Annotated in this window: 18 protein-coding genes; 15 read left to right on the forward strand and 3 right to left on the reverse strand. The window is 52.7% G+C overall.

From position 1 onward, the window contains the following. The first annotated feature begins 46 nt into the window (after window positions 1–46). The 8 genes from KDC22_RS10755 to KDC22_RS10790 all read left to right on the forward strand — a co-directional run bounded on the left by KDC22_RS10755 (window position 47) and on the right by KDC22_RS10790 (window position 9,136). Window positions 47–811, forward strand: coding sequence for an ABC transporter permease (locus KDC22_RS10755; RefSeq protein ID WP_246553460.1), 765 nt, complete (start codon window positions 47–49; stop codon window positions 809–811). Window positions 812–838: 27 nt separating this feature from the next. After that, complete coding sequence (locus KDC22_RS10760; protein ID WP_211723010.1) at window positions 839–1,897, forward strand: Gfo/Idh/MocA family protein; 1,059 nt, start codon at window positions 839–841, stop codon at window positions 1,895–1,897. Beyond that, entirely contained in the window at window positions 1,890–2,141 is a 252-nt protein-coding gene (locus KDC22_RS10765) for an acyl carrier protein (RefSeq protein ID WP_173139136.1), read from the forward strand. Before KDC22_RS10760 ends, KDC22_RS10765 begins: the two co-directional genes overlap by 8 nt. Continuing rightward, window positions 2,135–3,646 (forward strand): discoidin domain-containing protein, encoded by a 1,512-nt coding sequence (locus KDC22_RS10770; protein WP_211723011.1) that lies wholly within the window; start codon window positions 2,135–2,137, stop codon window positions 3,644–3,646. The genes KDC22_RS10765 and KDC22_RS10770 overlap by 7 nt, the downstream gene beginning before the upstream one ends. Window positions 3,647–3,742: 96 nt before the next feature. After that, on the forward strand, window positions 3,743–6,187 hold the full coding sequence (locus KDC22_RS10775) for a glycoside hydrolase family 38 N-terminal domain-containing protein (protein WP_211723012.1): 2,445 nt from the start codon (window positions 3,743–3,745) through the stop codon (window positions 6,185–6,187). A gap of 76 nt (window positions 6,188–6,263) precedes the next feature. Then, window positions 6,264–7,817 (forward strand): response regulator transcription factor, encoded by a 1,554-nt coding sequence (locus tag KDC22_RS10780; RefSeq protein ID WP_211723013.1) that lies wholly within the window; start codon window positions 6,264–6,266, stop codon window positions 7,815–7,817. A gap of 165 nt (window positions 7,818–7,982) precedes the next feature. Then, complete coding sequence (locus KDC22_RS10785; protein ID WP_246553461.1) at window positions 7,983–8,726, forward strand: class I SAM-dependent DNA methyltransferase; 744 nt, start codon at window positions 7,983–7,985, stop codon at window positions 8,724–8,726. A gap of 254 nt (window positions 8,727–8,980) precedes the next feature. Then, window positions 8,981–9,136, forward strand: a complete 156-nt coding sequence (locus KDC22_RS10790) for a hypothetical protein (RefSeq protein ID WP_211723014.1) — start codon at window positions 8,981–8,983, stop codon at window positions 9,134–9,136. A gap of 20 nt (window positions 9,137–9,156) precedes the next feature. On the opposite strand, the gene KDC22_RS10795 is transcribed toward KDC22_RS10790, so the two are convergent. From KDC22_RS10795 to KDC22_RS10805, 3 genes are all read right to left on the reverse strand, one after another. Continuing rightward, the gene (locus KDC22_RS10795) at window positions 9,157–10,110 is read right to left on the reverse strand and encodes an ROK family protein (protein WP_211723015.1); all 954 of its coding nucleotides are present in this window, start codon (window positions 10,108–10,110) and stop codon (window positions 9,157–9,159) included. Next, window positions 10,100–11,926 (reverse strand): class I mannose-6-phosphate isomerase, encoded by a 1,827-nt coding sequence (locus KDC22_RS10800; protein ID WP_211723016.1) that lies wholly within the window; start codon window positions 11,924–11,926, stop codon window positions 10,100–10,102. The genes KDC22_RS10795 and KDC22_RS10800 overlap by 11 nt, the downstream gene beginning before the upstream one ends. A gap of 108 nt (window positions 11,927–12,034) precedes the next feature. Then, entirely contained in the window at window positions 12,035–12,934 is a 900-nt protein-coding gene (locus tag KDC22_RS10805; protein WP_211723017.1) for an AraC family transcriptional regulator, read from the reverse strand. Between the two features lie 81 nt (window positions 12,935–13,015). Here KDC22_RS10805 and KDC22_RS10810 point away from each other — a divergent pair, with 81 nt between their 5' ends. The 7 genes from KDC22_RS10810 (at window position 13,016) to KDC22_RS10840 (ending at window position 21,269) form a co-directional block, all read left to right on the forward strand. Further along, window positions 13,016–14,548 carry a response regulator transcription factor gene (locus KDC22_RS10810; RefSeq protein ID WP_211723018.1) on the forward strand — a complete coding sequence of 511 codons (1,533 nt, stop codon included), beginning with the start codon at window positions 13,016–13,018 and terminating at the stop codon, window positions 14,546–14,548. Between the two features lie 377 nt (window positions 14,549–14,925). After that, a complete protein-coding gene (locus KDC22_RS10815) occupies window positions 14,926–16,623 on the forward strand; it encodes an extracellular solute-binding protein (protein WP_211723019.1) in 1,698 nt (565 codons plus the stop codon). Next, the gene (locus KDC22_RS10820) at window positions 16,620–17,510 is read left to right on the forward strand and encodes an ABC transporter permease (RefSeq protein WP_039297518.1); all 891 of its coding nucleotides are present in this window, start codon (window positions 16,620–16,622) and stop codon (window positions 17,508–17,510) included. The genes KDC22_RS10815 and KDC22_RS10820 overlap by 4 nt, the downstream gene beginning before the upstream one ends. 15 nt (window positions 17,511–17,525) lie before the next feature. After that, entirely contained in the window at window positions 17,526–18,407 is an 882-nt protein-coding gene (locus KDC22_RS10825; RefSeq protein WP_173141266.1) for a carbohydrate ABC transporter permease, read from the forward strand. Between the two features lie 122 nt (window positions 18,408–18,529). Continuing rightward, window positions 18,530–20,254, forward strand: coding sequence for a sensor histidine kinase (locus KDC22_RS10830; protein WP_211723020.1), 1,725 nt, complete (start codon window positions 18,530–18,532; stop codon window positions 20,252–20,254). A 63-nt stretch (window positions 20,255–20,317) separates the two neighbouring features. Then, entirely contained in the window at window positions 20,318–21,013 is a 696-nt protein-coding gene (locus KDC22_RS10835; RefSeq protein WP_211723021.1) for an RNA polymerase sigma factor, read from the forward strand. Further along, entirely contained in the window at window positions 20,976–21,269 is a 294-nt protein-coding gene (locus KDC22_RS10840) for a hypothetical protein (protein ID WP_211723022.1), read from the forward strand. Before KDC22_RS10835 ends, KDC22_RS10840 begins: the two co-directional genes overlap by 38 nt. Window positions 21,270–21,279: the final 10 nt, after the last annotated feature.

The raw sequence follows: 21,279 nt of genomic DNA on the forward strand, positions 1-21,279 counted from the left end.
GAACCCGATGCTCAGATCACTCCGGAAGTACGGTTTCATATACAGCTTGTTCATCAAAAATTCCCTGATGTCCCAAATGGAGTATCGGGTGAATTTCCTGATGGGCCTGCTGGTGGAGACCTCCTATCTGTTCGCCAAATTCCTGTATGTGATTATTGTCTATGAGGCCGGCTTGACGCTGGATGGCGTGCCCATTGATGCGATATTGCTGTTTATTGGCACCTACACCTTGATGACGGGGTTATATTGGGGACTGTTTGCCATCAACTTCGTGCAGATCCCGGAGCATGTAAGAACGGGGTCACTCGATCTTTTGTTAACGAAGCCGATTTCCCTGCAATTTATGATGACGTTACGGAATGTTGACTTTGGCCTGGCGATTCCGAATGTGCTGGGCGGCGTGACCATGATTGTGGTGGGCTGGAGAAGACTGGGGCTTCCGGCCGATGCCGCTTCAATAGGCGGGTTCATCTTCTTCCTCGTGCTGGGTCTGTTCGTGACCTACACCCTGTTCCTGATCCCGCAGTTATTATCGTTCTGGTTCATTCAGATTGCTGCTGTCAATGACATCTCCAACGGCCTGTTCGAGCTGAATAACATGCCAATGATGATCTACTCCAAATGGATTCAGCGTATAGGGGTATTTGTTATCCCTGTTCTATTGATTACTAACTTCTCACCCTTATTCGTGCTGGACCGGTTACAACCGGGCCTTTTCCTCTGGGCCATTCTGTCTCCCATTCTACTGCTGGGCATCACGAGATGGATCTGGTCCAAAGCGATTCGTAATTACAACAGCTCAGGCGGCTAGCTATCCGGGATCACAGGAGGTAAGGATATGAATACTCACAAGCCATATCGTATTGGAATTTTGGGCTGCTCCACAATAGCTCCGTTCTCGATCATTAACCCGGTCAGGGAGCTTGATCAATTTCTAACTTATGGTGTGGCGTCGCGTGATTTGGACAGATCGAAGGCTTATGCGCTGAAGCATGAGATTCCGCATGTTTTTGACAGCTACGACAGGCTGCTGGCGTCGGCGGACATTGATGTGGTCTATATTCCGTTATCCAATTTCCTGCATAAGGAATGGACGCTGAAGGCGATTGAGGCTGGCAAGCATGTCTTGATTGAGAAACCGATGGCCCTGCATGCCGATGAGGTGCTGCTCATCAATGAACGGGCCAAGGAGCAGGGAGTGCATGTCCTGGAAGCACTAATGGTCCAGCATCATTCGTGGCAGCAGGATATAACGGACATGATTGCAGCTGAAACCTACGGCAAACTGAAGAAGATCAAAACCCGGATCTCCTTTGAAATTCTGCAAAGCAACTATAGCGCGGATAATTACCGGTTCAAGCCGGAGTACGGCGGCGGGTGCTTCATCGACGAATGCTCGTACTGGCTGCAGTTTATTCAAAAGGTCATCGGCCTAACGCCGCAGACACTGGACGGATACTCGACGTTCTCCGGCATCAATCAATGCGACTGGACCTTTCATGCGGCGCTGCAATATGAAGGGGGCGTCGAGGCAGAGTTCCTGGGTTCCTTTGAAATGCCGAACAATGCCACCCACTGGTTGGAGTTTGAGCGGGCCAGGGTAAGGATCAGCGGTTTTTTCAAGCCTTGCTATGGGGATTACAAGATCGTTGTTCAGGTTGAGCATACGGAAGAGGGAACAACAGAGAAGCTTGTCTACTCTCCGCAGAATTACTATGTGAACCAGCTCCGGTTCTTGGCTGAGGTTCTTGGGGGCACCAGAGAGAATATCCCCTTATCTGAATCCTATGAACGAGTGGCAACTATGAACGCTATCTATGAGATGGCCAGGAAGAAGCATCTTGAACAGCCCGGCATGGAAGATAGACCGGGCGGGGAGGCTGTGAGTTATGGATGACAGAGAACAGGAGCTGCGTAAGCTGCTCGCTCAATTGCCCGGCGGTCCTTCCCGGATGAAGGATGCAGGTATGGACGTGGATTTGCGAAGCTATGGCATGGATTCTTTGTTGTTTATTCATTTTGCAGTGGTCCTGGAAGAGCATTTCTCCATAGAGGTAAGCCCGGAATTTCTCGATATAGATAAACTGTACAGTCTTCAGAAGTGGAGAGAATATATTGATTCACAGGATCTTGTATGCTAGTAGCCCTGGAGATGGACTATTTCAGCGAGGGCTACCGGACCATGCACTCCAATTGTGTGGATTTGCCCATGGCGGGTGCCGCAGGCTTTCATCAGTATGAGAATTATTTCTACTATACCTTCCTGTATGCCGTCATGATGAATTGGGGAGAGGCAGCGGACGGGGACTGGGTGGCCTCCAGACGCAGCATTCTTAACAAGCTCGGCTTGACCCTTAAGGTGACTGAGGTCCTGGATACTGCTGGGCTGCTGTCTGCGATTCGTATGAACATTGATCAGCAGTGCCCGGTCGTGATGATTGCCAACTACAATTATCTGTTTTTTTTGAGCCAATACGGGACGGTCATTGATGATCATGCTGTGTTAATCACGGAATATGATGCAGCCAGAGAGCTGATCGTGATCCGGGAGAATCAGCTGAACAAGGAGGTAACCTTGAATGTGATGAAGGGGGAGCCTTTCTTCAAGCTGCAGCTGACCGAGGAGATGATAGCGGATATCTGGAATAAATCCAATGCTTCTTTTAAGGAGATCAGGAATTATTGTTATAACAAGCTGTTCAGCGTAGCGAAAATAGGCGAACCGGAGATTCACAGCTATCTGGAGCTGGTTGAGGATTTCCTGAAGTGCTATAAGGACCGTTCCAGCCATTTAATAGAAGCCGTGGAACGGTTCAACGACAATGTCGCTCTTATGGAGGGGCTTCATGACGCAAATGCCGTTGCGGTTGAATTTGAAACCATGCGCAGGAGTTATCACGGCTCGGCGATCATCCTGTTTGATATCTTCGAGAAGGCGCTGCCCTGGTTATCCGCTCATGAAGAATGGGGGCAGATATTCGGTGGGTTCCGGGATCAATATATCAAATTCAGATACCATCTGATCTCCAGTCTCCATGCGGATACGCTGAGACGGAAGCTGATGCCGCCGGATAGAATTCTTCAGCTTACAGAGGAGATTAGACAACTGGATACGGAGCTGTTCTCTCTGCTCAGTAAGCTGCTCGCCCATCACCATAAGGAGGAGGAATCTCACAATGCCGCACAGGCTTGGACGAATTACGCGGCTTACGCTGAAGTATCGGCGGATAGTGAGTATAGCCTTGACCCGGAGACCGTCTGTCATGCCAGCCAGGCGGTGAATGGCAGGCTGGAGAATTGGGTCACGGATTCCTGGCATTCGGACACCGGCCAGCCCGTCCATTGGCTGCTGCTGGATCTGCTGAAGCAGAGAGATCTTCTGAGATTTGTGATCAGGCATTCGCCTGCCCCCGGCTATATCACGATGGATTATGAGCTGCAGGGCAGCAACGACAAGGAGCAGTGGGAGCAGATAGCGGCTGTACGGAATAATGAGTCTGTCTTAACCGCGCATGAGGCTGACGGCTGTTCGTTCAGATACATCAGATTATATATTACTTATCCGGCCCAGAATGATTTTCAGGCGCGGATCTTTGAGCTTGAAGTGTGGGGACTGCCTGATATCACTCAAGCCTCAAAAATCTGATACGATTCAAAAAAAAGTAGGATATCCTTCCATTTGGCCTGCTGGATATAATGGAAATGTGAAAAATAAAATGCCAAATTGATTGGAGAATCAAACATGAACAACAAGAAGAAATGGACGATTTATGTGATTCATCATTCTCATACGGATATTGGCTACACCGAGCGGCAAGAGAAGATCGAGCAATATCACGTGGACTTTATCAGGCAGGCCATTGCGATCTGCGAGGCGGCTCAGACGGAAGAGCGTAAGGAATGGGCGGGCTTCAAATGGACCTGCGAAACCTTCTGGGCCGTGGAGAAGTTTCTGGAGGAAGCCACGGAAGCAGAGAAGGAACAATTTGCAGCTGCGCTCAGACGCGGGGATATCGAGTTATCGGGCACCTACTTGAATATGACGGAATTAATTAATTTCGAGCTGCTGAGCAGTATGCTTGCACGGGCAGGGCAGTTCGCCCGGCCGCTGGGGCTTCAGGTGAAGTCGGCCATGACCGCGGATATTAACGGATACAGCTGGGGTTATGCACAGGCTCTGGCAGATGCAGGAGTCGAGAATTTGCTGTCCAGTATCCACACGCATCACGGGATGTTTGCCATCGGGCGCAAGCAGTTCCCCTTCTATTGGGAGACACCCAAAGGCAACCGCCTGCTGGTATGGAGCGGCGAGCATTACATGATGGGGAATGATCTGGGGATCAATCCGGATGGGGCATTATCCTATACCATCAAAGACGAAGACCCGGTATGGGGAATCTCTAAAGATCACTGGAAGCTGGCCGAGACCCGGATTGCCCGCTATCTGGATCAGCTGGAGAAGGAGCAGTATCCATACGATTTCGTATTGGTGAATGTCATGGGGCTGCTGCGGGATAACTCGGCGCCGAATCCAGGAATCATGACCTTCATCAAGGAATGGAATCAGAAGCACGGGGACCGTGTTGAGATTGAAATGACAACGCTTAACCGGTACTTCGAGCTGTTGCGGCAGCAGGAGGCCGAGATTCCTGTCTATAGCGGGGACTGGCCGGACTGGTGGTCCGATGGCGTGGCTTCAACGGCGATGCACACCCAGATCTTCAGGAATGCCCAGCGGACCCTGGACGTAGTCAAGCGGCTGGACCCGGAACGCAAGCTGGCGGCGTCAAGCGATATGGCCCAGGCAGAGCAGCAGTTAATGATGTATGCCGAGCATACCTGGGGATATCACTCCTCCATCTCGGAGCCCTGGCACATCATGGTACAGGAGCTGGCCGTCCGCAAGGAGGCGTATGCCGCCAATGCCAGCAGACAGGTTCATGCCTCGCTGGATACGGTTCTGAAGGCGCGGGGCGATGTGCTGCTGCGGGCAGACCGGGCATTCACCTATAAAGTAATAAATTCCTTCGATTACCCCGTAGAGGATCTGGCTCATTTCTATCTGGAGGAGCAGTGGGAAGCGGATTATTTCCGGCAGGGGCTCGAGGTGGTCGATGAGCAGAGCGGAGAAGTGGTCCACCATCAGCAGGAGAAGGTAAGCAGAGGATACCAGATTGCGGTCTTGGTCAAGCTGGGCGCGAAGGAAGAGAAGCGGTTCCGTATCCGGGAAGCCTCGAAGACCGTCCCGGTCACGACAAGCAGCACCCGCTTGCGGGGAGCCGACCGGATTCATGATATCCGGGATATCTTCCCTCCTGTGCAGGAGGAGAGCCCCCGGCTGTTCATCACGGAGAATCATATTGAATCGCCTTATGTACGTATTGCGTGGAGAGCCGGAGAAGGCATCGTCTCCTGGATAGATAAACAAACCGGCCAGGAATTCATTGATCCCCGTCAGACGCACGGAGCCTTCACACCGGTGTATGAAGTGACCCCCGGCGGCGGTGACGACCAGATGACCGTGCGGAGAATCATGGGCAGGAACCGCAAAGGCATGAATGTTCAGCGTTCGGAGGGTGTCCTCTCAGGCGTGAAGGAAATAACGAACGGGCCGGTGTATGGCATCATTGAACTGAAGTATCAGGTTCAAGGAATGAGCCACTATTCTTTATTCCTGAAGGTGTTCAAGGACCGGAAGAGAGTCGATGTCTCCGTCCGCATCCACAAGGATAGTGTGTGGGACCCGGAGAATGTGTACGTCGCCCTCCCCTTCAATATAGGCGGCAGCAGTGAGCTGTGGTTCGAGAAGGCCGGGGCTGTCCTACGGCCGGGAGTAGATCAGATCCCGGGCACCTGTACGGATTTCTATTGTATTCAGGAAGGGCTGGCGGTTATATCCCCTCAAGGCGGGCTGTCCATTGCCACCCCGGATACGCCGCTGATGCAGACCGGACCTTTGGAATACGGCCCAAGACTGGTGCAGGGCCAGCAGGAAGAGAATCGCCATACCTCGTTATATGCCTGGGTGTTGACCAATTACTGGGAGACGAACTTCAAGGCGACCCTCGGGGGATTCTACGAATTCCGGTATATGCTGCAATGGGGAAGCGAAGCGGATACGGCAGAACAAGCTATTCAGTTGTGCCACAGTGCCAATGCAGGCACGGTTGCATTCAGAACCACATAAATTCCGGCGGGCATAAGAAGGGCTGAATCTTTTATAGAGGAGCCCTTTTTTTTGTTAAAAAAGGGAGGCGTACGCTGTGTACCGTATTCTGATTGTGGATGACGAACGCATTGAGAGAGAGGGCATTCAGCAATTGATACAGGAGCACCATCTGGAGCTGGAGACAGTCCTTGCGGCGAATGGCGAGATTGCGCTGGAGATCCTACAGAAGCACAAGATTGATATTCTGATTACGGATATCAAGATGCCCTTTATGGACGGGCTGGAATTGTCGGAGAAGGTCAGCAGCCTGGGGCTGGATATCGAAATGATCATCTTCAGCGCTTACCATGAGTTTGAATATGCAAGAAGAGCCTTGCGGACCAACATATCGAATTATTTGCTGAAGCCGGTTCATATCCCGGAGTTTCTCAGTGTGGTGAGCGAGGCGATCCAGGCCTGTGAAGACAAAGCGGCCGAGAAAATGCGGAACGAACAACTGGTGGAGGGTTATAACCGGGGACTTCTGTACGAGAAGGAAAAAATGCTGCTGGACTCCCTAAACGGCGTGAAAATAAATACGGAGGCATGGATGTCCCCGGAACTGCTGGAATATGTCCATCACAAGCATTGGCTGCATATGATTCTGGTGGATTGCCGCCGGAAGTTTTTTGATATTCACAATGATGAATTCATTAGGCTGTTACACGATAACCTCAGCTACGCCTTCGATTATGTGAACTTGAGCGAGCATCAAAGCATGCTGTTCATCAAGCACCCCCGCCCCATCCCCAAAGAGACGCTGCGGATGCTTGGAGATCAGATTATCCGCGCCGCCGCCGGGAGTATGGAGCTGAATGTGGGTCTGGTGATCGGGAGAGCGGTGAATCAGCCGGCACAGCTATATGATGCCTATACCGAGATGGAGCAGATGCTGGAATTCAAATTTTTCATGGATGAGTATACCCTTCTATTTGCCGATGAACCCTTTGAGCAAGCGGGCTTTGACGAGATCGAATTGAATCCGATTCTGGATAAGGTCTACCAGTGTCTGGAGTATAACGATTTTACCGGTGCGAAATACAGTATAGAACTGCTGTTTACCTACCTGAGAACCAAGGGGCAATTCTCGTCCCTGTACACCAAGTTCATCTGTTCGGAAATTATGAAAAAGGTGGTGACGCGCGAGAAAAACCGTGAGACTGCGGAGATGAATCATTACCTGGAGCAAATTCATAAGACCGTTTCCCTTCAAGATCTGAAGGATCATATGTTTGCGATCCTGTCCCTCATGGAAACCGTCAGCGGAGCGAGCCCCAAGAAGGCCGCCAATCTTAAGCTGATCCGGACCATTACAGATGTAATCGACAAGGAATACGATCAGGATCTCTCTTTGGAAGGCATCGCGGAGAGGGTCTATTTGACCCCAAGTTATCTGAGTTATTTGTTCAAGAAAGAGACGGGCCAGAGTCTCATCCGGTACATCACGCAGGTGAGAATGGACAAAGCTGTTGAGCTGCTGAATACAACGAATATGAAGATCGTCGATATCTATAAGAAGCTGGGCTACAGAAGCTCGACCTATTTTATCCAGACCTTTCGTAATTACCATGGAGTCACTCCGGCCAAGTTCAGGGAAGGCTCTCCGTAGAGTAGATAAGAATTGGTTATATTTATTAATTACCAGGCAGATGATCCGGAAAACTATAAAATATATATAAGAAATCTGGGGACAACAGCGGCCGGAAGTCCAAATGTTCACCGCAGTGACGATGAAGCTTGAAGGTGGGAAAAGTGACGGAGGAGAATTGGAGGAATGACATTGATTGAACATGACAATCTTGAAGAATATCAGGATCCGGTAAATTACGATCTTGAATTCGGCGGTGAAGAGGACAAATATCAGTTCTACCTTGAGCTTGCCAGATCGAATCCCGGGGAAGTGCTGGAGCTGGCTTGTGGTACAGGCTTAACAACTATTCCGCTGGCGAAAGCCGGCATTAAGATGACGGGGGTAGATATCTCTTCAGCGATGCTGGCCCATGCCCGGCTGAAGGCGGAAGGATTGCCGGTTACTTTCATAGAAAGTGATGCCCGGACCTTTGAATCGGATAAGCGGTTTGCGATGATCTATTTGACCGGGAATGCCTTTCAGGCATTCTTAAGTGATCAAGACCAGATCGGGTTGCTCGCGACCGTTCACAGGCATCTGCAGCCGGGCGGAATCTTTGCCTTCGAGACCCGTAATCCCAAGGGCACGGAGTTAGCTGATGAAGAGGAGACCGGGTGGGGATCGTTTATAGATAAGGACGGGAATATCGTCAAGGTGACAGGCACTCAACGCTACGATGCCATTCGGCAGATTATGCATTGGGTCACTATTCGGGATTGGGGGAATAAGCGGACAACCTCACGGATTTCTTGCCGGTTTACGGATCAGGATGCGCTGAATTCTTTATTAACCCGTCAGGGCTTCCGCATCGAGCATCAATATGCGGACTGGGATAAAACACCTTTCTATCCGTCAGCCTCATCAATTATTAGCGTTTGCCGGAAATGATCCAACTATTTCTCGCTGTAACGATACCGGAAATAGTTGGATTTTGTACACTTGCTGATGGACGATGGAACCCTGCGGCGGACGCAGTTGTATAAACAGCACTTAAATTCTCCGATTTCACCCCAAGCAGCGAAAACGCACAATAGCAGATGTACTTTATCCACTTGCTTCCGTACATCCCCCGGAAATGGGCAAATTAAGATACGTTTTTCCACTTGTGATCCTGAGCTGGACGGGTGGCAACGGCGAAGCAAATGCCGAAGCGCCCGGCGAAGCTTGCCGCGAAGCGCCTGGCGAAAGCGCACGGTGAAGCTCGCCGCGAAACGCTCAGCGAAAGCGCATGGCGAAACACCCGGCGAAAGCGCATGGTGAAGCTCGCCGCGAAGCACCCGGCGAAAGCGCATGATTAAGCACCCGGCGATGCCCCCGCCTATCCCCCGCTGAACATCCGGGCAATGCCCTGGAAGGTATAGGCGAGCACATGCTCCGCCGTGCGGACCGTCAGGGCGGGAGAGGAAGACCTCTGCAAGCGGTCCAGCAAGGCAGGGCCGAACAGGTCATGGCTTCGGGAGATTTGCCCGCCCAGCATGATGAAGTCCGGCCGGTAGCCGTCCACGTAAGGCTGGAGCAGCTCCCCGAGCCGGGCTCCGAATTCGGCGAATACTCCGCGCGCGGCAGCATTCCCCTCTCTGGCTTCAAGAGCAAGCTCCTTCACATCTAACTCTGCTCCCGGAAGCCCCGCCTCCCCAAGCCCTGCTTCACGGGCCAGCTTCAGGATGCCTCTGCGGGAGAACCAATCATCCGCCCTGCCGTCAAGATAAGGCTGGTCATACAGCCAGCCGTTCGGCGGGATGCCCGGCCCGTATTCCATGATCCGCGAGCTGTCGATGAAGGCGGAGCCGAGCCCGGTTCCGAGCGTCAAGGCCATGAACCGCTCGCGCGGGAATTCCGCGCTGACTCCCAGCGCAAACAGGCGGGCGTCATTTTCGAAGCGGATATCCATGTCCGGCAGCGGGCCGGACTCCCCGGAGCTGCCAGCGGGCCAGCGTGCGCGTAAGGCTTGGCCCAGATTCAGCCCGTAGATCGCCTCGAATTTGCCCAGCCCCCGGATCAGACAGATCCCCTGCCTGTAATCGAACGGGCCGGGAAAAGCCATCCCGATATGATAGCGGCAGTCCGTTACAGCGTCCCGGAACCTATGCTGATACAGGTCGTACTGGACCTGAAAGATAGATAGGAAATGGTCAAGGATCGTCTCCTGGTCCCGGTCAGCCAGGGCGGGGAATTCCATCTCGCTGCCTTGCAGCGGAAGGCTGTCCTCCAGCACACAGGTCTTAATAAAGGTTCCGCCCACATCCAGCGCGAGTACGATATCACGGCTCAAGGAGACTCACATCCCATGCTGCGGAGACACCGGCCTTGATCAGCTTGCAGGGGCCGGAACCGGTATTGACGATGGTGTATTCCCCTAGTACAGCCGGGAGAATATACGATTCCGCATAATGCAGCTCCACGAACACCGCCTCGTCCGCAGCAGACACAATCCGCACGGCCTCTCCTTCAACGAGGTTATACATGGTCATTTCGCCGCGTGTATCGTCTTTCCAGGTATCCTTCAGGTGAACACGGTGGACATAGAACAGCAGATCGCTGCGCTGTCCCAGCACATACTCTTCATTCTCCCCTTGCTGCTGCACAAGCACCGGCGAAGGCATAAGCTGCTCTTCAACCCGGGCGGTCTTCTGCGTGAAGTCAATATTGTCGAAGGCGAAGTCGATGTTGATCGGCCGGGGTTTGCCGTCCAGATCCTTGCGCAGAAAATCATAGATTTTGAAGGTGAACCACCAGGTGGTAGAGGAGATCTCCAGCACCAGATTGTCTTTGCCAGCGGAATGGACGGTTCCGGGCGGGATCAGGAACAGCTCGCCCTTCCGGGACTCATAACGGTTGACATAATCGGTCAGCGGCAGCGGGATGCCTGTCTCCTGGGCCTTCTGCACCTCATGGCGGAACTGTTCCGGTGTACAGTCTTCAGTCAGTCCCAGATAGACCCCGGAATCCCCCTGCTGCTCCATGATGTAATAGGATTCCTGCTGGGCCATGAATTCATTGAACCGGCTGCGGATATAGTCCTGGGTAGGGTGGACCTGGCAGGAGAGATTGTCTCCGTCCATCGTGTCCAGATAGTTGAAGCGGATCGGGAAATAATCTCCGAATAAGCCGGTCAGACGTTCCCCCAGAATCGCCGGATGCTCCTGCTGCATGACCAGCAGAAACGGAATTTCCATCTCTTTGCCTTCATACCCTACAACGATGGAATTCTCGGGGGCAATCGGCTCGAAGCTCCAGGCGCAGTTCACCCAATCCTCCGGCAGATCAGCCAGCTGTTTGAGGAATTGCCCGCCCCACACCCCCGGTGCATAAAAAGGCTTCACCCGCAGCGGCGACCCGGCAATATCCGAGATCATCCGGCGCAGGGACGGCACGGCAGTCATGACCGGCTGCTTCGGCTGATTCAAGTCGAGGTAGTAGTCCATCTGATCCAGGATTTGTTTGCGGTAGGTTTCGAGAATGGGCCATTCCACGAACAGGGCGATTTTATATTTCTCCACGGCATCCCGGTTCCAGTTAAGGCCGAAACTCAGCAACTCCTGCCGGTGGCCATCCTGCTGGTATTCACGCGAGACATCCAGATATAAGGATAGATCGAACCGCCCCTCTCCAAGCCAGTAGGCCCCCGGGCCAAAAACCAGACAGAATGCAGCCGAATCCGTACCCGGCTCCATCTCATCCAGCCTGCGGGCGGCTTCTTCCCTGGCCCCGTCCCGGAAATAATCCTCTATACTGCCTTCAGTGAAATAGCCGAAGGCGCGGTTATCCGTAATATTGGCGGCAAAAAATTCCCGCAGCTCTTCGCCTGACTTGAGATAACTGCCCGAACCGATGAGGGACACGGAATGACCCGCTTGCTCAAGCGCCTCCACTGTTTTTTGCAGAACAGCTTGAAACGGGGCACCGTGGGTTCCGTCCAAAGCAACATACAGCTTGCCGCTTTCCTTCCCGCTGGCGAGCTGAAGCAGGGAAGCGGCAATCGCTGAATAGCCCTCCCGGAGCACTGCGGGAGGAGCAGCCGAGGGTATGTCATCCTGAGGAACAGGAATGGGGCTGCGTACAAGGTTGACTGGTCGTTTAACAAACATGGGGAACTCACTCCTTCTAAGGGTTTACAACCATTGTAAGGAGTCCTTGCGGGATTATCTTTGAATACGGCGTCTGATTTTTTGTACAATCCGGACATTTGCTGATGATTAGCTCTGGTTCTGTCTGCCGTCTGCAAATTGCGATCTGCGGAACCGGGCGGGGGAGACACCAAGCTGCTTGGTGAATACGCGGGTGAAATAGTGCACAGACTCGAAGCCGCAGCGCTCGGCGATGTCTTTGATGGGCAAGTCGGTGTGCAGCAGCCAATCCTTGGCTTGTTGGATTCTTCGTTCCTGAATATAATGGACGAAAGTCTGGCCCAGGCATGCCTGGAAGATCCTCGATAGATGGCGTGGAGAGATATCCAGTTCCAGGGCTACCTGGGCCATATGCAGCGGGGAGGACAGATTGTCGCGGATATAGCGCCTGGCCCGCTCCAAATGGCGGTGCTCCCCGCTGTCCTCCTTCATCGCCCCGGCCTGCAGATGGGGTTCGGAGGAGAACGCCTGCGGGAAGGAATGCAGCAGAGCAAGCGCCAGATGGTTCATCGGCAGCCGGGACACCGCCGCTTCGCTCTCGGCCAGGCTGAAGAGGGTCCGCCAGATTCGGGCAGAGAGTGCGGCAGCATCTTGCGGGGCTATGGCCTGCCCTCCGGCGGCGAGTTCCTGAAACGGCTTGCGGCCGTCCGCAGAGCTTAAGGCTTCGTCGATTTCAAAGGCAATAAAGAACAGGACCAGCCCCTGTTCACTGCGGATTTGGTGCCAGATGCCCGGACGCGAGCAGAACAGGGTTCCCGGCTCCAGGGGGAAGAGCGCATCGTCATCCTGGTAGGAGCCGGTGCCTTGCTGAACATAACAGACTTCAAAAAAAGAATGGCGGTGCAGGGAATTATTATAATGATTCGGCATGAAGCCCCAGTAATGAATATGAAATGAGGTTTGTCCGTCACTGATATTTGAGATATGCTGATTCAAAAGTGCATTGGCTTTGCGGTACGCCAGGCGCATGGCAAGACCTCCTCATGGTGTAGGCTTCAACGAAATGATAACGTTTACTTATAATTCTATCAGACATCAGGAGGGAACTCTATGTTTACCATATTGATCGTGGATGATGAGAAAATTGAACGGGACGGCATCCGGGGGCTGATCGCTGACATGAACTACGAGCTGCGGGTTACCGAAGCGGAGAACGGGGAGAAGGCGCTGGAGTATCTTCGTCTGAACCCGGTGGACATCCTGCTCACAGATATCAAAATGCCCTTCATGGGCGGTCTGGAGCTGGCGGAGCAGGCTAGCCTGGCGCAGCCCTCTCTGGAAATTATTATCTACAGTGCCTACGGGGAATTCGACTATGCCCGCCGGGCGCTCTATACCAATGCTTCCAGTTATCTGCTGAAGCCGATTGATATTGAGGAGTTCGCCGGGGTGATGTCGGGCGTGATACAGAAATGCGCGGATAAGGCCACCCAGCAGCGCCGCACTGCCGAGCTTATGCAGGGGTATCAAAAAGGTCTGGAGTACGAGAGGGAGAAGTGGCTGACCGATGTGCTGAACGGGGTACAGGTGATCGCGGATGATGCCGCACTGCCGTTCGGAGGGCAGCCGGCCGCTCTGCTGCTGATTGATTTCAAGGAGCGTTTCTTTGACCGCAGCTACGAGGCATTTGAGCAGGCGGCGGAGCAGCTCACAGCCGGTGAATATGAGCTGCTGAACCTGAATGAATATCAAAGTGTGCTTATGATCCCTTGTCCGGGCAGCGGCGGACAGAAGAGGATCAGGGACATGAGTGAAGCGCTGGCGGAGCGGATCGCGGAACGCTTTTACCGGCATTGCTGCATCGTATACAGCCGTGTGATCTCCGATTGGCAGGAGGTTTCGGCGTGTTATGAGCAGATGGAGCAGACGCTGGACTACAAATTCTTTTTTGAGGATACGGTGGTGCTGTTTGCCGGTGATGACCTTGCTGGCCGTGTCCCTGAGCTTGTCAGCACAGAGACGCTGATGGCGGATATTAACCAATTCATTACCCATGGAGAATATGCAGGCGCTGCCAAAAGCATTGAGCTGCTGTTCAGCCATTTGAGCCGGAACGGCGGTTCATCTGCGATATATGTCAAGTATCTGTGTTCGGACCTGGTGCGGAATGCGTTTGAACAGTCGGCCCGCAGGCAGAAGGCGGATTTCCAGCAAACGGTAGAGCGTATCTTCAAAAGCGATTCGATTACAGAGGTGAAGCAAGTGCTGCTGCAGGCGCTCTCGGAAATAGAACCGGACAGCGGCCCTCCCGATGAGAGCAAACGCCATATTGTCCAGCAGGTCATCCGGATTGTGGAGAAGGATTTCAGGGAGGATATCAGTCTGGAGGTCATCGCCGGGCGCGTATCGCTTAATCCCAGCTACCTGAGCCATTTGTTCAAGAAAGAAACCGGGCAGAGCCTGATCAAATTCATCACTCAGCAGCGTCTGGAACGGGCACGGCATTTACTGGACAGCACCAATATGAAAATCGTCGATATCGCCGAACATGCCGGCTACTGGAGCTCCTCCTACTTCTGCCAGACCTTTAAAAAATATTACGGCATCAGTCCGCAGAAATATCGTGAAATGCTGGACGAATAACGGCACCCAAGGGATGGGCAGCGGCCGGAGGGCCAAACATAATATATATAAGAAGCACTAAAGAAATTAACAAAAAGCAAAAGAAGCGGAGGGGAAATTTGGAACTGTAGGAGCGGTAGCGTCCGCCTTTGTCACCGGATTTCACCAGCGAACAGCGGTTCAAAATCAAGAAATCTGGGGACAACAGCGGCCGGAAGTCCAAATGTTCACCGCAGTGACGATGTAGCTTCAAGTTTAAATCTTAAGTGCGTCTTATATAGCTTCCAAATTAATTGACGCGTATCCAAAGAATTTGGGATTTCGCTCCCTTCCAGGCTAATTTACAATTTAACTGTAAGCATGAAAGCGTTTTATAACAAAGTTTGGGAGGGGCATCTATGAGATTGAAGAGAATTCGTGTTATGGCTTTGCTGCTGTCCATGGTATTGGTGCTGGGAGTGCTGGCGGCCTGCGGCAGCAGTCCAAAGGAGGAGAAGGTAGCTGCGCCCGCCGGCAGTGAGTCCACGAATGCGGGAGGCAATGAACCATCCGCCACCACCAAAGAGGACGATGGACCCTTCAGCAAATATGAAGAACCCGTTACCGTGTCTCTGGGGAGACAGGGCGTATCGGGAAATAACCTGCCGGCAGGAGATACGCTGGAGAATAACAAGTATCTGAAATATGTCGAGGACCGCCTGAACGTAAAGGTGAAATACGATTTCTCGGTGGAAGACCAGGATGCGTATAACCAGAAGGTTACCCTGGCAATCTCAAGCAATTCCCTGCCTGACATTCTGGTGGTGGATGAGCAGCAGTTCAAGAGAATGGCCAAAGCGGGTATGCTGGCCGATCTGACTGAATTATACGATCAATATGCCTCGCCGCTGATTAAGGATTATTACAACTCCTACACGGGAGACCGGGTGCTGAACACCGGAAGAATCGACGGGAAGCTGATGGCGCTGCCCAATACCAACATTGACGGCAATTATCAGCTCCTGTGGATACGCCAGGACTGGCTGAACAAGCTGAAGCTTGAGACGCCCAGTACTATGGATGAGCTGAAGACTGTGATCAAAGCGTTCAAGGAGCAGGACCCTGACGGTAACGGGAAAGCGGATACCGTTGGTCTGCTTGGCGATAAATCAGTGGTCGCAGACGGCGGCTTCTTCACCTTCGATCCGATCTTCAATGCCAATCATGCTTATCCGAAGAACTGGTTCAAGGATGAGGGAGGAAACATCATCTACGGCTCCACAACTCCAGAGACCAAGCAGGCGCTCTCTGAGCTGAGAGAGATGTATGCGGACGGGTTGATCGACAAAGAGTTCCTGACCCGGAAGTACGAGGATAATGCCGGGCTTGTATCAGGCGGCCGGGCCGGTATCCTGTTCGCCCCCTGGTTCGGAGGCTGGGCGTTGTCTGATGCGGTGAAGGCCAACCCGGAAGCGGATTGGGTGCCGCTGGCTGTACCGCTGGACGGGGAAGGCAAACGGAATATCGTGCCATCCACGCCATCGGGAACCTTCATGGTGGTGAACAAGAAGGCGGAACACCCCGAAGCTGCCTTGAAAATGCTCAGCGTGGAGTATGAAGGCATCCGCCTGCTTGATTCTACAGCGCAGGAGCTGTATAAGGATCTGGGTGTAGGCTGGCTTAATTACCCGATTAATGTGCAGCTGGATTATCAGGATTCCCTGGCACGTGATGTCCCGATCTATGAGAAGGCGATTAAGGATAAGAATCTGGACGGCCTGCCGGCCCGCATCCTGCCGAGAGTCAAGGCGGTCTTGAAGAATAATGAGAATCCGAAAAAGGATATTCCCGCTTATGCCGATTCACTGGCCTTCTATACTGCCGCCTCCATCACCGGAGCGAAAGAAATTGTGAAGGTGGAGCCTGTATTCTACGGCAAGACCGAAGCGATGCTTAAAAAGGGAGCCAATCTGGAAAAACTCGAAAACGAGACCTTTTTGAAAATCATTACCGGCACTTCTCCCCTTGAAGAATTCGACAAGTTCGTGAAGACCTGGAAGAGCATCGGAGGGGATGAAATCACCAAAGAGGTTGCTGAGGCAGTTGAGTCACCATGAGAAGCAGAGCTTCCATCTGGAATTACCACCTGATGCTGCTCCCCGGCATATTGCTGCTCATAGCATTCAGTGTAGTTCCGATGTTCGGAATTGTGATTGCCTTCCAGGACTTTCAGCCTACGCTGGGCATCTTCCACTCGGATTGGGTGGGCTGGGAGAATTTCGAGTATATGTTCAGCCTGCCGGACAGCAGGCTGATTCTCGGAAACACCCTGAGCATTGCACTGATGAAGATCATTGCCGGATTGACCGTTCCCTTTGTCTTTGCCCTGCTGTTCCATGAAGTAGCGAATATTAAATTCAAGCGCACCATCCAAACAATTGTCTACCTGCCGCATTTCATGTCCTGGGTTATTCTCTCAGGAGTGCTGATTAACCTGCTCAGTCTGGACGGCATTATCAATCAGATGATCCAGTGGTTCGGCGGCGATCCGATTATGTTCCTGCAGAGCAATCACTGGTTCCGCTTCGTGATCGTGTCGAGCGATGTGTGGAAGGAATTCGGCTTCAATACGATCATCTACATCGCTGCCCTGACTTCAATCAACACTAATCTGTACGAAGCAGCCGCCATTGATGGAGCGAACCGGTTCCAGCGGTTAACCAATATTACGATTCCGGGTCTGATGACCACGGTGATTCTGCTGGCGACCTTAAGCCTCGGCAATGTGCTGAATGCGGGCTTCGAGCAGATTCTCAACCTGTATAATCCGATTGTCTATGAGTCGGGGGATATCATTGATACTTATGTATACCGTTCAGGATTGCTTGAAATCCAGTATGGACTGGCAACAGCGGTAGGCCTGCTCAAATCGGTCGTAAGCTTTGTGCTGATTGCCGCTTCCTATGGTCTGGCTGCCCGGTTTGCCAACTACCGTATTTTCTGACAGAGGTGATTTGCTGTGATCCGCGGAACCAACCGGACTGTTGATATTGTGATTTATTGTATTCTAACCGTGATTGCTTTTCTCTCCTTGGCCCCCGTACTGAATACCTTGGCTATTTCGTTCAGCGGCAAGGTGGCGGCCATGTCGGGTCAGGTCTTCTTCTGGCCGGTTGATTTCAATCTGGAAGCCTATAAGTCGGTCATCAGTGACCGGAGCTTCTTCACTTCCTTTGGCGTATCTGTGAAAAGAGTGCTGCTCGGAGGAGCCATCAATCTGCTGGTTACCGTGCTGATGGCCTATCCTTTATCGAAATCGAACAAACATTTTCCGGGCAGAAATGTCTATATGTGGTTCGTGATCTTCTGCATGCTGTTCAACGGCGGGCTGATCCCGTGGTATATGACGATCAATACGTACGGGCTGCTCGATTCCATCTGGGCGCTTGTGCTGCCTACCGCCGTTCCGGTATTCAATGTGATTCTGCTGATGAACTTCTTCAAGGGCGTTCCGAAGGAGCTGGAGGAGGCTGCCGGGATGGATGGCGCGGGGGCGTGGAGAACGCTGGTGACGATTTATCTCCCCATCTCCCTGCCCTCACTCGCGACAGTCACCCTGTTCTCGGTCGTCGGTCACTGGAATGCGTTTTTTGACGGCATGATCCTGATGAACCACAAGGAGAATTGGCCGCTGCAAACGTATATCCAGCAATTGATTATCAGCGTGAATTCGATCATGAACACTACCGACCCGGAAGAGATCAAACGTCTGTCGAATATGTCGAGCCAACTGCTCAACGCGGCCAAGGTGATGGTCTCGATGATTCCGATCATGCTGATCTATCCGTTTCTGCAGCGGTATTTCGTCAGCGGAATCGTGCTCGGGGCCGTCAAAGAGTAAGCGTAAACTGCATGTAAGCGGGTGTCCTGTAAGCCGGAAACGGCTGGGGACACCCCTTTGTTGTTTGGGGGAAGGGCTTATGCGGGTCCGCTGCTTTTTCAGATTGTTATTTGCCGGGGTCAATGCTACGTTATAAGGACAAGAGGCTTAAGACAGGAGGGGTAGATCTGGAGCGATTGGGCCGGTTCATCAGGAATTTAAGAATTAAGCATAAGCTGTTTGTCTCTTATCTGCTCGTTATCATTATTCCGCTCAGTGTGCTTGGCTGGTATTCGTATGACCAATCCAGGAATCTGCTCGTTCAGCAGGCCCGGCTGACCTTAACCGACAATGTGTCGGAGATCGCCGCCAATCTGGATTATAAGTTCGGCAAGCTCAATGCCGCGCTGGACTCGTTCACTTTCAACTCTAGTGTGGTGTCCGTCTTCAACAATGATTACTCCGATAATTATTACTATATGTACAATGATCTGAACACCATCGTGGAGCCGCTGTTCAATACGCTTCTGTTCCTGAACGAAGAGATCCGCCAGCTGACGGTGTATACAGGGAATAACATCACGGAACGGAAGAATACGATTCTGCCGATTAGCAGCGTATCCGGGAAGCCCTGGTATGAAGCGGCTATGGCCAGCGGCCAGACGCATTGGATCAAGGAGGGCACGGCCTTGTCCGCAGTGCGGAGAATGGTGGGCGGCTCGGGAACGCAATATGACAATCTGATCTACTTGGGCTTTGACAGCAAGGAGATTTTTGCGGGTCTGACCAATGTGGTCTCCGGTGAGTACGGCGTCCTGGTCGAGAATGGAGCGGGGGAGCCTGTGTATGACTATCACAACGGGCTGCCGTCCTTCGAGTCGGCTAAGGCAGCGGAAGAGCGTGCAAGCGATTTCATTGTGATCTCCCAGGCGCTGGGCGTGACGGGCTGGAAGCTTGTCTTTTATATGCCCAAGAATTCGATCGGTGTCGATGCCAAGACGATTCTCCGCGCCACCATGCTCACGGTCGGGATTTGCCTGCTGATTCTGGTGCCTGCGGTCTGGCTGTTGTCCAATGCATTCGTGAGAAGAATCTACCGTCTGAACCGCACGATGAAAAGGGTGACCCGCGGGGACCTGCATGTAGACATTGTGGTCGATTCCAATGATGAGGTCGGCGAGCTGACCTCGCGGTTCAAGGATATGCTGCAAAGTCTGAATGAGCTATTCAATGAAGTCTACCGCAGTAAGGTTGTCCAGAAGGATGCGGAGCTGAAGGCGCTGCAGGCCCAGATCAATCCGCATTTTCTCTATAACTCTCTGTCGCTGATCAACTGGAAGGCTATAAGCATTAAAGCCTATGACATCAGTAAAATCACCACAACCCTCTCCAAGTTCTACCGGACGACCCTGAACAGGGGGCAGGATGTGATCAGCGTTCATGATGAACTGGAGAATACGAAATCTTATATTGATCTGCAGCTGATTATGCATGACCACAGCTTCGATGTAGTGTACGAGGTGGACCCGGAGGTGCTGGGCTATCATATGATCAAGCTGATTATGCAGCCGATTGTGGAGAATGCGATTGAGCACGGCGTAGACAACAAGCGGGAGGGGCGCGGCAGGATCAGCCTGCGGGCTTGCTTCGAGGAAGATACGATTGTATTCAGCATTGAAGACAACGGTCCGGGAATGACTCAGGAGACGATGGATACGGTATTAAGCAGGCAATCCAAATCGTATGGACTGTTCAACGCCCAGGAGAGAATCCGGATTTATTTTGGCGAGGCGTACGGGATCACGATCCGCAGCGAAATCGGCCAGGGTACGGCCGTGACGGTGAGAATTCCCAAGAGGACCACGTGAGAAGGGTAATAATTCATCCGCAGGAGTGTAACCTTTTGCCGGGCTGAAACGAATAACCAGTGGATGACACAGCGGGAGAGGAGGAGGCAACCGACGAACGGGACCGGAAGTGAGCATACAGAAGGCCGGGAAGCAGGGGCACAGCAGGCGGGTCCGGGGGAAGAAGAGGCGGTGCTCAGCAGATTCAGAGAGGGAAGCCTGGAGGCTTTTGAATGGCTGGTCCGGCGGTACCGGGAGCCTGCGGTGCGTTTTGCCTATCACTTGACGGGTGATTATCATACCGCTGAGGATCTGGCACAGGACTGCTTCGCCTATCTGCTGGTGTACCCGGAGAAGTATGACCGCCGGGCATCTTTCACAACGTATCTGTTCACCATTCTCCGCAACAAAAGCATTGACTCTATGCGTAAGCGGAAGAGGCAGCAGAGCTTGTCCGGTGCGCAAGAGGACCAGAGGGCCGAAAGAACCGGCAGTATACATACAGCGGGCTCGGATGATCCCGAGCGGGTGGCCATCATCCGGGAGGAGGATCTGGAATGGCGCAGAAGGCTGCGCCAGATGAAGCCCGATTACGGCCAGGCGGTCTATCTGGTTGATGTGGAGCAGATGTCTTATGAGCAGGCGGCTGCGGTGATGGGCCGGAATACGGTGAGCTTCAAGGTGCTGCTGCACCGGGCACGCAAGAAGCTGAGGCAGATCTACGACAAGGAGGAGGGGGATTGTGAAGTCAAACGAACAGGAGCAGCTATTTCTGGATGAGGTCTACCGCAAAGCCCGTCTGCTGGAATATGACAAGCTTGAAGCCCGGAAAGTGCTGCATAACCGCAAAATACTTGCCAGACGCAAAGCAGTGGCACTATCGGGCATTACTCTGTTTACGGCTGTGTTTGCCCTGATGATCAGGGTTGGACAGATCAATCAGGGATTATGCGTAGCGCTCTCGCTCCTTCTGATCGCAGCAGGTCTGCTGATAGAGCGGCTTGAATTGTCGTGGAGTCCGGAGAATGACGCGTAGACAAGGAGTC

It is taken from the genome of Paenibacillus tritici, from assembly GCF_018207515.1.
GTDB classification, from domain to species: domain Bacteria; phylum Bacillota; class Bacilli; order Paenibacillales; family Paenibacillaceae; genus Paenibacillus_AQ; species Paenibacillus_AQ tritici.

Bases quoted from the DNA above. Each gene is read 5' to 3' on its own strand.
- KDC22_RS10760 (WP_211723010.1), top strand. From the start codon at position 839: ATGAATACTCACAAGCCATATCGTATTGGAATTTTGGGCTGCTCCACA.
- KDC22_RS10765 (WP_173139136.1), top strand. From the start codon at position 1,890: ATGGATGACAGAGAACAGGAGCTGCGTAAGCTGCTCGCTCAATTGCCC.
- KDC22_RS10770 (WP_211723011.1), top strand. From the start codon at position 2,135: ATGCTAGTAGCCCTGGAGATGGACTATTTCAGCGAGGGCTACCGGACC.
- KDC22_RS10775 (WP_211723012.1), top strand. From the start codon at position 3,743: ATGAACAACAAGAAGAAATGGACGATTTATGTGATTCATCATTCTCAT.
- KDC22_RS10785 (WP_246553461.1), top strand. From the start codon at position 7,983: ATGACATTGATTGAACATGACAATCTTGAAGAATATCAGGATCCGGTA.
- KDC22_RS10790 (WP_211723014.1), top strand. From the start codon at position 8,981: ATGCCGAAGCGCCCGGCGAAGCTTGCCGCGAAGCGCCTGGCGAAAGCG.
- KDC22_RS10800 (WP_211723016.1), bottom strand. From the start codon at position 11,926: ATGTTTGTTAAACGACCAGTCAACCTTGTACGCAGCCCCATTCCTGTT.
- KDC22_RS10805 (WP_211723017.1), bottom strand. From the start codon at position 12,934: ATGCGCCTGGCGTACCGCAAAGCCAATGCACTTTTGAATCAGCATATC.
- KDC22_RS10810 (WP_211723018.1), top strand. From the start codon at position 13,016: ATGTTTACCATATTGATCGTGGATGATGAGAAAATTGAACGGGACGGC.
- KDC22_RS10815 (WP_211723019.1), top strand. From the start codon at position 14,926: ATGAGATTGAAGAGAATTCGTGTTATGGCTTTGCTGCTGTCCATGGTA.
- KDC22_RS10820 (WP_039297518.1), top strand. From the start codon at position 16,620: ATGAGAAGCAGAGCTTCCATCTGGAATTACCACCTGATGCTGCTCCCC.
- KDC22_RS10830 (WP_211723020.1), top strand. From the start codon at position 18,530: ATGCTACGTTATAAGGACAAGAGGCTTAAGACAGGAGGGGTAGATCTG.
- KDC22_RS10835 (WP_211723021.1), top strand. From the start codon at position 20,318: ATGACACAGCGGGAGAGGAGGAGGCAACCGACGAACGGGACCGGAAGT.